The sequence below is a fragment of the Paracoccus gahaiensis genome (genome assembly GCF_005048225.1).
In the GTDB taxonomy this organism is placed as follows: domain Bacteria; phylum Pseudomonadota; class Alphaproteobacteria; order Rhodobacterales; family Rhodobacteraceae; genus Paracoccus; species Paracoccus gahaiensis.
Genome location: NZ_SUNI01000005.1, coordinates 143369 through 156326, shown reverse-complemented (window position 1 = coordinate 156326; position 12958 = coordinate 143369). Strand labels below are relative to the sequence as shown.

Below are 12958 nucleotides of genomic sequence, written 5' to 3'. Positions count from 1 at the left end.
TCGGGCGAAAAAGGCTTGATCTGCCGGTGAAAACCGTGTGTAGCAGGCGTTATGCCGCAAAAGGCGCAATTTGTGGGCCCGTCGGAACAGGGCAAGAGGAGACAGACCATGGCTACGGCTGCTGCAAAACCGATGACCAAAACCCAACTGGTGGCGACCATCGCCGAGGAAATGGGTTCGGACAAGAAATCGGCCACGGCCGCGCTGGACGCGATCGTGGCGGTCGTGACCCGCGAAGTCGCCGGTGGCGGCGCGGTCACCCTGCCCGGCCTGGGCAAGATCGCCTGCCGCGCACGCCCCGAGCGTCAGGTCCGCAATCCGCAGACCCAGGAAATGATGACCAAGCCCGCCGACAAGCAGGTCAAGTTCACCATCGCCAAGGCCCTCAAGGACAGCGTCAACAGCTGATCCCGGCCTGAGCCGATGACATCAGGGGTCGCGCCTTCGGGCGCGGCCCCTTTTTCCATTCTGCCCGCCCTTGCTGTGCCCCGGCTGCCGCCGGTTTCGGCAATCCTGCCGGGGGGTCACGTTTGCGCCTTTCCGCCGCAGGACCGCTCTGCTAGCCGTTTTGCATCACCTGCAAGAAAGGCCTCCGCCATGGATGTTCGTGCGCTGCTGATGGGCCTCGGGTTTGCGGTGATGTGGGCCTCGGCCTTCACCTCGACCCGGATGATCGTGACCGAGGCGCCGCCGCTGCTGTCGCTGGCACTGCGCTTTGCGCTGTCGGGCGGCATCGGCATCCTGATCGCCTTGGCGATGGGGCAGAGCTGGCGGGGGCTGACGCGGATGCAATGGCGCGCGGTGGTGATCCTGGGCCTGTGCCAGAACGCGCTCTATCTGGGGCTGAACTGGACGGCGATGCAGTGGATCGAGGCGGGACTGGCCTCGATCATCGCCGCGACCATGCCGCTGCTGGTGGCCTTTCTTGGCTGGACGCTGATGGGCGAGCGCCTGCGCCCGATGGGCACCGGCGGGCTGCTGCTGGGGGTCTTGGGCGTGGCGATCATCATGGGCGCGCGGCTGCAGGGCGGCAGCGACCCGACCGGCATCGTCATGTGCTTCGTCGCAGCCCTGGCGCTGGCCGTGGCCACGCTGACGGTGCGCGGCGCCAGTTCGGGCGGCAACGTGATGATGATCGTGGGCCTGCAGATGCTGGTGGGCGCGGTGACCCTGGGCCTGATCGCGCCCTGGGTCGAGGACTGGACCGTCACCTATACCCCGCGCCTGATCGTCGCGTTCCTCTATACGGCGGTCGTGCCGGGGCTGCTGGCGACCTGGGTGTGGTTCCTGCTGGTGGGCCGGATCGGCGCGGTGCGCGCGGCGACCTTCCATTTCCTGACGCCCTTCTTCGGCGTCGCCACCGCCGCCCTGCTGCTGGGCGAGGATCTGGGCGCGGGCGACGTGATCGGCGTGGCGATCATCATGCTGGGGATTCTCGCCGTGCAGCTGTCCAAGGCACCGCCGGTGCGCCGGCCTCCCCCCAGCTGACGGACCCGCAGGTGGGCGTCGGGCGTTGAGATCGCCGAAGCCCTTGGCATATGGATTCCATGCGCGCCGACCAGATCCTGCACCCGACCGAGGCCGGTCTCTACTGCCCGCCCGGCGATTTCTACATTGATCCCGTCCGCCCGGTTCCCCGCGCGCTGATCACCCATGGCCATGGCGATCATGCCCGGGCGGGCCATGGCGCGGTGATGGCCACGCAGCAGACGCTGGACATCATGGCCATCCGCTATGGCGAGGATTTCACCGCCAGCCGGCAAGCGGCAAAGGGCGTGGCGCGGATCGGCGGCGTGCAGGTCAGCTTCCATCCGGCGGGCCATATCCTGGGATCGGCGCAGATCGCGGTGATGCCGGACAAGGGGCCCAAGATCGTCGTCTCGGGCGATTACTGCCGGGCGCCGAACCCGGTCTGCGCGTCCTACGAGCCGGTACCCTGCGACATCTTCGTCACCGAGGCGACCTTCGGCCTGCCGGTCTTTCGCCACCCCGATCCCTTGCTGGAGATGACGCGCCTGATCGCCAGCATGGCCGAGTTTCCCGAACGCCCGCATCTGATCGGCGCCTATGCGCTTGGCAAGGCGCAGCGGGTGATCGCGCTGGCGCGTCAGGCGGGCATCGACGGCCCCATCGCCATCCACGGCGCGCTGCAGCGCCTGTCGGATTACCATGTGGAGCAGGGCATAGACCTCGGCCCGCTGGTGCCCGCCACCGCGAAAGAGGTGCAGGCCCAGCTGGTCATCGCGCCCCCCTCGGCCTTTGCCAGTGCCTGGGTGCAGCGGTTCAGCGATCCGGTGATCGGCTTCGCCTCGGGCTGGATGGCGGTCCGCGCCCGCGCCCGGCAGCGCGGGGTCGAGCTACCCCTGGTCATCAGCGACCATGTGGACTGGCCGCAGGTCACGCAGACGATCACGGACCTGGCCCCCGAGGAGGTCTGGATCACCCACGGCACCGAGGAAGGCCTGATGCGCTGGTGCGAATTGCAGGGCATCGCCTCGCGCCCCCTGCGGCTGGTGGGCTACGAGGACGAACCCGAATGAGGGGTTTCGCGCATCTGCTGGAACGGCTGGCCTTCACCGCCGCGCGCAACGCGAAACTGCGGCTGCTGCGGCATTACCTGGAACAGACGCCGGACCCCGATCGCGGCTATGCGCTGGCCGCGCTGACCGGCGACCTGAAGCTGCGCGCCGTCACGCCGGGCCTCTTGCGCGGGCTGATGGCCGAGCGGATCGACGGGCAGCTCTTCGCCATGTCCTATGATTTCGTGGGCGATCTGGCCGAAACCATCGCGCTGCTGTGGGACACGGACCGCGACGAGGATGTGCCGCTGCATCAGGCCGTGGCGCTGCTGTCCGAGACGGGCCGCGCGGGTCTGCCCTCGACCATCACCGCGATGCTGGACCGGCTTGGCCCCTCGCAGCGGCTGGCCTTTCTGAAGCTGGCGACGGGCAACATGCGCGTGGGCCTGTCGGCGCGCATGGCCCGGATCGCGCTGGCCGAAATGGGCGAGCCGCAGGTCAAGGATATCGAGGAGATCTGGCACGGCCTGACGCCCCCCTACCAGCCGCTCTTCGACTGGATCGCGGGCGGCACGCGGCCCGAACATGCCGCGCTGGCGCCCTTCCGGCCCGTCATGCTGTCCACCCCGGTCGATCTGGACCAGCTGCGGGCCTTCGATCCGGCGCTGTACACCGCCGAATGGAAGTGGGACGGCATCCGCGTGCAGGCGATCAACGATGGCGGCACGCGGCGCCTCTATTCCCGCACCGGAGAGGATGTCGGCGCCGCCTTCCCCGACCTGCTGGAGGCGCTGAACTTCGACGGCGCGGTGGATGGGGAATTGCTGGTGCGGCGGGGCCTCGACGTGGCGCCCTTTGGCGATCTTCAGAAGCGGCTTGGACGCAAGGTGGTGGGCCGGGCCATGCTGGACAGTCATCCGGCCTCGCTGCGGGTCTATGACGCGATGATCTGGCAGGGCCGCGACCTGCGCGACCTGCCGCATGAGGAGCGCCGCGCGATCCTGGAGACGGCAGATTTCGGCAGCGAGCGGATCGATCTGTCGCCGCTGCTGCCCTTCGCCACATGGGACGATCTGGCCGCCCTGCGCGCCGATCCCCCCAGCATCGTGATCGAGGGCGTGATGATCAAGCGCCGCGACAGCGCCTATGTCGGCGGGCGCCCGCGCGGGCCGTGGTTCAAGTGGAAGCGCGATCCGATGGTCGTCGATGCGGTGATGCTCTATGCGCAGCGCGGGCATGGCAAGCGGTCGGGCTTCTACAGCGACTTCACCTTCGGGCTGTGGGACGGCGAGGTGCTGGTCCCGGTCGGCAAGGCCTATTTCGGCTTCACCGACGAGGAATTGCGCGAACTGGACCGATTCGTGCGCAACAACACCACCGAGCGCTTCGGCCCCGTCCGATCCGTCGCCCCCAAGCTGGTGCTGGAGGTCGCGTTCGAGGGGCTGAACGCCTCGCCCCGCCACAAGTCCGGCGTGGCCATGCGCTTTCCCCGCATCAGCCGCATCCGATGGGACAAGCCCGCCGCCGAGGCTGACCGGTTGCAGACGCTGAAGGACATGATCCCGTGACCCTGCCCCCGGCGTTTCGGGACTGGTTCGCGGCCCAGGGCTGGGAACCCCATCCCCATCAGATCGACCTGCTGAACGCCACGGGCGACAGCCTGCTGATCGCGCCCACGGGCGGCGGCAAGACGTTGGCAGGGTTCCTGCCCAGCCTCGTCGAGCTGCAGGCACCGCACAAGGGGATGCACACGCTCTATGTCTCGCCCCTGAAGGCCCTGACGGCGGATATCGCGCGCAATCTGGCGCGGCCGGTCGAGGCCTTGGGCCTGCAGGTCCGCATCGAGGACCGCACCGGCGACACCCGCGCCAGCCAGAAGGCGCGCCAGAAGGTCGATCCGCCCGACATTCTGCTGACCACACCCGAATCGCTGGCGCTGATGCTGTCCTATGAACAGGCGCCCGCGATCTTCGGGGGGCTGCGCCGGGTGGTGCTGGACGAGCTGCACGCGCTGGCCGAGAACAAGCGCGGCGATCAGCTGATGCTGGGGCTGGCACGGCTGCGGACGCTCGCGCCGGACCTGATCGTCACCGGCCTGTCGGCGACGGTCGAGGACCCCGACCGGCTGGCGGCGTTCATGGGCGGCGCCCGGGTCATCAACGCAGATCCCGGCCCCGATCCCGACATCGCCATGCTGCCGACCGCGCGCTCGGCGCCGTGGTCGGGCGGCGGCGGGCATTACGCCATTCCCGACGTGCTGGCCGAAGTCGCGCGCGCCACCACGACCATCATCTTCATGAACACCCGCGCCCAGGCCGAGCTGTTCTTCCAGGCGATCTGGGCGCAGAACGACGACAACCTGCCCATCGGCCTGCATCACGGCAGCCTGGCCCGCGAGGCCCGCCAGCGGGTCGAGGCGGCGATGGCGGCGGGCGAGCTGCGCGCCGTGGTGGCCACCGGCAGCCTGGATCTGGGCATCGACTGGGGCGCGGTGGATCTGGTCATCCAGGTCGGCGCGCCCAAGAACGTCAAGCGGCTGGTCCAGCGCATCGGGCGGGCCAACCACCGCTACAACGCGCCCTCGCGCGCCCGCATCGTGCCCGCCAACCGCTTCGAGGTGATCGAATGCGTGGCCGCCCTCGCCGCCGTGCGCGAGCGCGATCTGGACGGCGACCCGCGCGGGCCGGGGCCCCTGGACGTGCTCTGCCAGCATATCCTGCTGACCGCCTGCGCGGGGCCCTTCGATGCCGACGCGCTTTTTGCCGAGGTGCGGACCGCCGGCCCCTATGCGGCGCTGGCGCGCGAAGATTTCGACGCCTGCCTGGATTTCGCGGCGACCGGGGGCTATGCGCTGCGGGCCTATGACCGCTGGCAGCGGCTGATGGCCCGCGACGGGCTGTGGCGGCTGCGCGATCCCCGTGCGGCGCGCGACCTGCGCATGAACATCGGCACCATCGTCGAGCCCGAATCGCTGAAGGTCCGCTATCGCGGCCGCGGTGGCGCGATGCTGGGCGAGGTCGAGGAAGGCTTTGCGGCCACGCTGGAACCGGGCGACACCTTCCTGATCGGCGGGCAGACCGTCCGCTATGACGCCCTGCGCGAGATGGTCGTCGAGGTCACCCGCCAGCCCGCCAAGGAGCCCAAGATCGCGCTCTATTCCGGGCTCAAGCTGGCGACCTCGACCCAGCTGTCGCATCGGGTGCTGGCGATGATCGGCGATCCCACCCGCCACGCCGCCCTGCCCGAGGATACCCGCGACTGGCTGGCCCTGCAGGCCCGGGTCAGCGCCCTGCCCCGCCCCGGCACGCTGGTCTGCGAGACCTTCCCGCGCAACGGGCGCTGGCATTTCTCGCTGTTCGGCTTTGCCGGGCGCAACGCAATGCAGACGCTTGGCCTGCTGATGACCCGCACGATGGAGGTGGCGGGCCTGGGCCCTCTGGGCTTCATCGCCACCGACTACGCGCTGCTGATCTGGTCGCTGGATGCGGTCACCGACCCCGCCCCCCTGCTGGACCGCGATGCGCTGCGCGAGGGTCTGGGCGACTGGCTGGGCAGCAATGCGGTGATGAAGCGCAGCTTTCGCAACGTGGCCACGATCGGCGGGCTGATCCAGCGCAACCTGCCCGGCACGCGCAAGTCCGGGCGGCAGGCGACGTTTTCCAGCGACATCCTGTACGACACGCTGCGCCGCTATGATCCCGACCACCTGATGCTGCGGATCACGGCGGACGAGGCGCGGCGGGGGCTTGTGGATTTCGGCCGGATCGAAGAGATGCTGGATCGCTCGGACCGTCTGGATCACCGGATGCTGGACCGCGTCTCGCCTCTGGCCGCCCCCCTGCTGCTGGAATACGGGCGCGTTCCCATCGCGGGCCACGGGGTCGAGCGGCTGGCCGAGGCAGAGGCCGAGGCCCTGATGGCAGAGGCAGGATTGACGTGACCGCCCATTCCTTCGACTTCGACGGCCAGCGGCTGGAGGCCCGGGCCTCGGGTGCGCTGTACTGGCCCGCCCGGCGCTGGCTGGTCGTGGCCGACCTGCATCTGGGCAAGTCCGAACGCATGGCGCGGCGCGGCGGCGCGCTGCTGCCCCCCTACGAGACGCAGGCCACGCTGGACCGGCTGGAGGCCGAGATCGCCGCGACCGATCCGGCCCGCGTCATCAGCCTGGGCGACGGCTTCGACGACGATGCGGCGGGGCGCGGCCTGCCCGACGCCATCTGCGCGCGGCTGCAGGCGCTGGCGCAGGGGCGCGTCTGGATCTGGGTCAGCGGCAACCACGATCCCGGGGCGATCTGCCCGCGCCTGCCGGGCTCTGCCGTGGACGAGGTGCAGGACGGCCTGATCCTGCGCCACGAGGCGGGTGTGGGTCCCGACGTCTCGGGGCATTACCATCCCTGCCTGCGGCTGGCCGGACAGCGGCGGCGCTGCTTTCTGGTCGGCCGCGACCATCTGATCCTGCCGGCCTTCGGCGCCTATACCGGCGGCTTGCCGGTCGATGACCGCGTGCTGTCGGCGCTGGTCCCGCAGGGGCTGGCCATCGCCTGCGGGACCCGCGCCCTGCCGGTCCCTGTCGGGTTCGCACCGCGCAGCCGCCGGTCTGCCACACGGGCCGCCGGCGCATGACAAAGGCCGGCCCCAGGGGGCCGGCCCGTCGATCCGCGATGCCGGAAGGTCAGAACTTCACGTTGAAGCCGACCTTGATGTTGCTGTGCGAGGGCGTGCCGACCGTGCGCGCGACCCCGTCCCCATCCGTGAAATCGACATTGGACGTGCCGAAGTCGCGGTATTGATAGGCCCCGAAGACCGAGGTCGTCTCGTTGATCATCCGCTCGACGCCGAAGCCGGCGGTCAGGCCGGTGGCATTGTAGCCCACCGTCGACGATCCGTCCTCGGTCGACAGCTTGTAATCGCCATCGACGCGCGAGACCCCGAACGTCCCGAAGACCAGCGTCTGCGGATCGACGGCATAGCCGGTCTTCATCACCAGCGAGAGGATGTTGTTGATCTCGCTTTCGACATCGCCCGAGACGGCGTCCGCACCAGACCCGACGGTGATCTCGATATCGTCCATGACCGCCCCGAACTCGGCGCCCAGCTCTGGGCCGAACACCCACCGATCGCGCTGCCAGCGATAGCCGACCTGAGCGGCGGCAGTTAGGCCATTGATCTTGATCTTGCCCAGACCGGTCTGGCGGCCGACCGGCGCGTCGCCTTCGCGGAACTGCAGGCCGACCTCGTCATCTCCTCCGAAGGAATAGCCAAGCGCACCGCCGGCATAGGCGCCCTCCCACGGGCCGATGGCGGGCGCGAAGGCGACCTCGATCGGGGCCAGATCGACGACCGACGCGACCGAGCCGCCGGCATGGGCGGCTGACGTTGCCGACATCAGGGCAGCGGGAGCGACGCAAAGGATGAGCAAGGATTTGATAGTCATGATGGACCCCATGTACTAAGCCGCAACCTGCGGCGAACTGTTGAACGCGGCATTAATTAGCGCACGAACTAACACATGGGGCAAATGATGGCGCAGACGCTTTCACCGACGGCGGAGATACCGGTCGGTTTGGCGTGTGATTTATGCAACAGGAGGGCCTGGAGGCCGGTCAGGTATCCAGGTTTTCCACGTTCAGGGCGTTCTGCTGGATGAATTCGCGGCGCGGTTCGACCACGTCGCCCATCAGCTTGGTGAACAGATCCTCGGCCTCGGCCACGTCCTCGATGCGGACCTGCAGCATGGTGCGGGCGACGGGGTCCAGCGTGGTTTCCCACAGCTGTTCGGGGTTCATCTCGCCCAGACCCTTGTAGCGCTGCAGCGACAGGCCCTTCTCGCCTTCCAGGAACACCGCCTGCAGCAGGCCCAGAGGCCCGTGGATCGGCTGGTCGCGATCCTTGCGGATCAGGCGGGCGGGCTTGGCATAGATGTCCTGCAGGCTGCCGGTCATCTCGCCCAAGCGACGGCTTTCGCCGCTGCGCAGCATCTGCCCGTCCAGGGTCCGGTTCTCCTCGACGCCGCGCAGGGTGCGCGACAGGCGGATGCCGGCATCCTGCGTGGGGCGGCCCTGCCAGCCGCGTTCGTATTCCTCGGCGATCTGGTCCAGACGGTCGGCGATGGCGCTGGCCACGCCCTGCGCATCCTGATCCAGCCGCCCCGGCACCAGCGCGCCGGCGATGGCGGCCTGCTCGGTGATGTGCGGAGGGTAATGGGTCGGATAGGCGCGCAGGATGCGCCGCGCGGCCCGGGCCTCCTCGACCACGCGGGCCAGATCCTGGCCCCGGATCTCCTCGCCCGAGGCCAGGCGCAGACCGGCCCCCTCGACGCCCTGCTGGATCAGGTAATCCTCCAGCGCGGCCTCGTTCTTCAGATAGACCTCGGACCGCCCCCGGCCCACCTTGTAGAGCGGCGGCTGCGCGATATAGAGATGCCCGCCCTCGATCAGCTCGGGCATCTGCCGAAAGAAGAAGGTCAGCAGCAGCGTGCGGATATGCGCGCCGTCCACGTCGGCATCGGTCATGATGACGATCTTGTGGTAGCGCAGCTTCTTCAGGCTGAACTCGTCGCGCCCGATGCCGGTGCCAAGCGCGGTGATCAGCGTGCCGATCTGGTCGCTGCCCAGCATCCGATCGAAGCGCGCGCGCTCCACGTTCAGGATCTTGCCGCGCAGGGGCAGCACGGCCTGGTTCTGGCGCGACCGGCCCTGCTTGGCCGAACCGCCGGCCGAGTCACCCTCGACGATGAACAGCTCGGACAGGGCCGGGTCCTTTTCCTGGCAATCGGCCAGCTTGCCGGGCAGCGAGGCCACGTCCATCGCCGTCTTGCGCCGCGTCAGCTCGCGCGCCTTGCGCGCCGCCTCGCGGGCCAGCGCGGCCTCGATGATCTTGCCGGTGATCGCCTTGGCCTGCAGGGGGTTTTCCTCGAACCATTCGGCCAGCTTTTCGCCGACCAGCCCCTCGACCGCCGGACGCACCTCGGACGAGACCAGCTTGTCCTTGGTCTGGCTGGAGAATTTCGGATCGGGCACTTTCACCGACAGCACGCAGGTCAGGCCTTCGCGGGCATCGTCGCCGGTGAAGTCGATCTTTTCGCGCTTCGCGATGCCGCTGGATTGCGCGTAATTGTTGATCACCCGCGTCAGCGCTCCGCGGAACCCCGCGATATGGGTGCCGCCGTCCCGCTGCGGGATGTTGTTGGTGAAGGGCAGGACGGTCTCGTGATAGCTGTCGTTCCACCACATCGCCACTTCGACGGTGATGCCGTTCTTTTCGCCGGTGATGAAGATCGGCTCGGCCATGACCGAGGTCTTGGAGCGGTCCAGATACTTGACGAACTCGCGCACGCCGCCCTCGTAGAACAGTTCCGAGGTCTGCACCTCGGCATGGCGGCGATCCTCCAGAATGATCCGCACGCCGCTGTTCAGGAAGGCAAGTTCCCGCAGGCGGTTCTCCAGGATCTTGAAACTGTAATCCAGGTTGCTGAACGTCCCCTCGGGGTCGTTAGTCTTGGCCGAGGCCATGAAGCGCACCTCGGTACCCTTCTCGCCCTCGGGCGCATCGCCTACGACGATCAGCGGCTTGACCGTGTCGCCGCGTTCGAAGCGGACGTAATGTTCCTTGCCGTTGCGCCAGATGCGCAGCTCCAGCCAGTCGGACAGGGCGTTCACGACCGAGACGCCCACGCCGTGCAGACCGCCCGAGACCTTGTAGCTGTTCTGGTCGAACTTTCCGCCCGAATGCAGCTGGGTCATGATCACCTCGGCCGCGCTGATGCCCTCGCCCGTGTGGATGTCGGTCGGGATGCCCCGCCCGTTGTCGCGCACGCTGACGCTGCTGTCGTTGTGGATGATGACCGTCACATAGTCGGCAAAGCCGCCAAGCGCCTCGTCGATGCCGTTGTCCACGACCTCGTAGACCATGTGATGCAGGCCCGAGCCGTCGTCGGTGTCGCCGATATACATGCCGGGGCGCTTGCGAACGGCGTCCAGCCCCTTGAGAACCTTGATGGAATCTGCGCCATATTCGGCAGGCTGGGCGGCGGTGTCGGTCATGCGTCGGGCTTCCTGTACATCATGCCCTGATATAGGCCCTGAGGCGGGCAAAGTCACGGCTTTGACTGGGTTTTTCGGTTCCGTCGGCGGGTTTTCTACGCCACGGGGCCCGGGTGGCCTCAGGCCGGCGCCTCGGCATGCGAGCGGCCTTCGGATTTCGTGACCGACAGGTGCCGGGCGGCGGGGCCCAGGGCCTGAAACAGCTCGGGGCCGGTGCCGGTCAGCAGGCTTTGCGCCGGCAGCACGGCGATGCGGTCATAGAGCGCCGCGCGCCGGTCCGCATCCAGATGCGCCGCGACCTCGTCCAGCAGCAGCAGCACCGGCTGGTCGGACAACGCGCGCGCATTGGCCAGGATCAGCGACAGCAGCAGCGCCTTCTGCTCACCGGTCGAGGACAGGGCGGCGGGCATGTCCTGCGGCCCCCAATGGGCCCCCAGATCGGCGCGATGCGGCCCGCTGAGCGTGCGTCCGGCGGCCAGATCGCGGGGGCGCATCGCGGCCAGGCGGGCGGCGATGCTGGCGGGGTCGGGATCGTCGGCCGCCCCCTCGCCCGGCAGCAGGGTCAGGCGGGCGGCGGGGAAATCGCTGCCGCCATCCTGCGCGGCCATGATCGCCGCCAGGGCGGCCTGCCGGTTGCGGGTCAGCGCGGCCCCCGCCTCGGCCATCTGCGCCTCCAGCGCGCGGAACCAGCCGGGATCGCGGATCTCGTCGCGCAGCAGGCGGTTGCGTTCGCGCATCGCCTTCTCATAGGCCAGCGCGTGATCGGCATGGTCGGGCTGCAGCGACAGGGTCACGCGGTCCAGGAACCGCCGCCGCCCCTCGGGCGCGTCCGACCACAGCCGGTCCATCGCGGGCACCAGCCAGATGACCCGCACAAGCCGCGCCAGCGCCGTCTGCGTCACGGGCTTGTCGTCGATGCTGACGCTGCGGGTCTGGCCCGGCGGGGCCAGCGTCTCGACCACATGGTCCCCCAGGGTGGCGCGCAGCCGCCAGCCCGCCTCGACCCCCTGCCGCGCCTGATCGGGTGCGGCCACGCTGCGCAATCCCCGACCGGGGGCCAGCATCGAGACCGCCTCGAGGATATTCGTCTTGCCCGAGCCGTTCGGGCCCCAGATCGCCAGCGGGCGCGCATCCAGATCCAGATCCAGCCGGGGCCAGGACCGGAACTGCGACAGGCGCAGCGCCGTCAGCGTCACACGCGCATCGGCATGACGACATAGACCGCGCTCAGATCGCTGCCCTCGCGGATCAGGGCGGCATCGCCCGAGCCGTTGAACAGGAAGACCGCATTGTCGCGATCGACCTGGGATGCGATCTCCTGCAGGTACTTGGCGTTGAAGCCGATCTCCAGCGGCTCGTCGGCATAGGCCACGATCAACTCCTCCTCGGCGGCGCCCGCATCGGGGGCGTTCACCGACAGGACCAGCCGGTCCGCGTCCAGCGACAGCTTGACCGCACGCGAGCGTTCGCTGCTGACGGTGGCCACGCGGTCGACGGCGCGGGCGAAATCGGCGGCGTCCACCTCCAGCTTGCGGGTGTTGCCCTGCGGGATGACGCGGCTGTAATCGGGGAAGGTGCCGTCGATGACCTTCGAGGTCAGGGTCAGCGTGGGCGTGGCGAAGCGGACCTTGGTCTCGCTGACGCTGACCGCGATCTCGGCCTCGTCATCGTCCAGCAGCTTGCGCAGCTCACCCACGGTCTTGCGGGGCACGATCACGCCGGGCATGTCCTCGGCGCCCACCGGCAGGGGCGCGTCGATGCGGGCCAGACGGTGGCCGTCGGTCGCCACGCAGCGCAGCACCGGCCCGTCCTCGGACTTGGACACATGCATGTAGACGCCGTTCAGGTAATAGCGCGTCTCTTCGGTCGAGATGGCGAATTTCGACTTGTCGAACAGCCGCCGCAGCACCGTGGCGGGCGCCTTGAAGTTGGCACTGTATTTCGACGAGGCCATGGCCGGGAAATCGTCGCGCGGCATGGTGGCCAGGCTGAACGAGGACCGCCCGGCCTGCACCGACAGCCGCCCCGTGGCCGCGTCCAGCGCCAGCTGCACCAGCGCCCCGTCGGGCAGCTTGCGCGCGATCTCGTTCAGCATCACGGCGCTGACGGTGGTGGCGCCGGGGCGTTCCACCTGCGCGATGGCGCTGTCCACGACCTCGGTGTCCAGATCGGTCGCGCGGAAGCTGACGCCCTCGGGCGTGGCCTCGATCAGCACATTGGCCAGGATCGGGATGGTGTTGCGGCGCTCCACGACCGATTGGGCCTGCGACACGGCCTTGACCAGTACGGCCCGCTCGATCGAGAATTTCATCTGTGTCCCCTGTCCACATAGGCGCTTCGGCCCGTTCGTCGGACCTGATGTGTAACCGCCCGCGCGGGCGCTCACAAGATTTTCGT

10 protein-coding genes are annotated in these 12958 nt (G+C 68.8%); 6 read left to right on the top strand and 4 right to left on the bottom strand.

The genetic code is table 11. From position 1 onward, the window contains the following. Positions 1 to 108: 108 nt before the first annotated feature. The 6 genes from FA743_RS08390 (at position 109) to pdeM (ending at position 7142) form a co-directional block, all read left to right on the top strand. Entirely contained in the window at positions 109 to 408 is a 300-nt protein-coding gene (locus FA743_RS08390; RefSeq protein WP_131574342.1) for an HU family DNA-binding protein, read from the top strand. A 189-nt stretch (positions 409 to 597) separates the two neighbouring features. Then, positions 598 to 1488 (top strand): DMT family transporter, encoded by an 891-nt coding sequence (locus FA743_RS08385; RefSeq protein WP_136885513.1) that lies wholly within the window; start codon positions 598 to 600, stop codon positions 1486 to 1488. 59 nt (positions 1489 to 1547) lie between these two features. Continuing rightward, entirely contained in the window at positions 1548 to 2540 is a 993-nt protein-coding gene (locus FA743_RS08380) for a ligase-associated DNA damage response exonuclease (protein WP_136885511.1), read from the top strand. Next, positions 2537 to 4087 carry a cisplatin damage response ATP-dependent DNA ligase gene (locus tag FA743_RS08375; protein ID WP_136885509.1) on the top strand — a complete coding sequence of 517 codons (1551 nt, stop codon included), beginning with the start codon at positions 2537 to 2539 and terminating at the stop codon, positions 4085 to 4087. Before FA743_RS08380 ends, FA743_RS08375 begins: the two co-directional genes overlap by 4 nt. Then, the gene (locus FA743_RS08370) at positions 4084 to 6459 is read left to right on the top strand and encodes a ligase-associated DNA damage response DEXH box helicase (protein ID WP_136885507.1); all 2376 of its coding nucleotides are present in this window, start codon (positions 4084 to 4086) and stop codon (positions 6457 to 6459) included. Before FA743_RS08375 ends, FA743_RS08370 begins: the two co-directional genes overlap by 4 nt. After that, positions 6456 to 7142 (top strand): ligase-associated DNA damage response endonuclease PdeM, encoded by a 687-nt coding sequence (pdeM, locus tag FA743_RS08365; protein WP_136885505.1) that lies wholly within the window; start codon positions 6456 to 6458, stop codon positions 7140 to 7142. The genes FA743_RS08370 and pdeM overlap by 4 nt, the downstream gene beginning before the upstream one ends. A gap of 49 nt (positions 7143 to 7191) precedes the next feature. Here pdeM and FA743_RS08360 read toward each other — a convergent pair whose 3' ends face one another. The 4 genes from FA743_RS08360 to dnaN form a co-directional block, all read right to left on the bottom strand. Then, a complete protein-coding gene (locus tag FA743_RS08360) occupies positions 7192 to 7905 on the bottom strand; it encodes an outer membrane protein (RefSeq protein WP_169308816.1) in 714 nt (237 codons plus the stop codon). Between the two features lie 217 nt (positions 7906 to 8122). After that, a complete protein-coding gene (gene gyrB / locus FA743_RS08355; RefSeq protein ID WP_136885501.1) occupies positions 8123 to 10561 on the bottom strand; it encodes a DNA topoisomerase (ATP-hydrolyzing) subunit B in 2439 nt (812 codons plus the stop codon). A gap of 119 nt (positions 10562 to 10680) precedes the next feature. Then, on the bottom strand, positions 10681 to 11757 hold the full coding sequence (gene recF, locus FA743_RS08350; protein WP_136885499.1) for a DNA replication/repair protein RecF: 1077 nt from the start codon (positions 11755 to 11757) through the stop codon (positions 10681 to 10683). After that, on the bottom strand, positions 11754 to 12872 hold the full coding sequence (dnaN, locus tag FA743_RS08345; RefSeq protein WP_136885497.1) for a DNA polymerase III subunit beta: 1119 nt from the start codon (positions 12870 to 12872) through the stop codon (positions 11754 to 11756). The genes recF and dnaN overlap by 4 nt, the downstream gene beginning before the upstream one ends. Positions 12873 to 12958 lie beyond the last annotated feature (86 nt).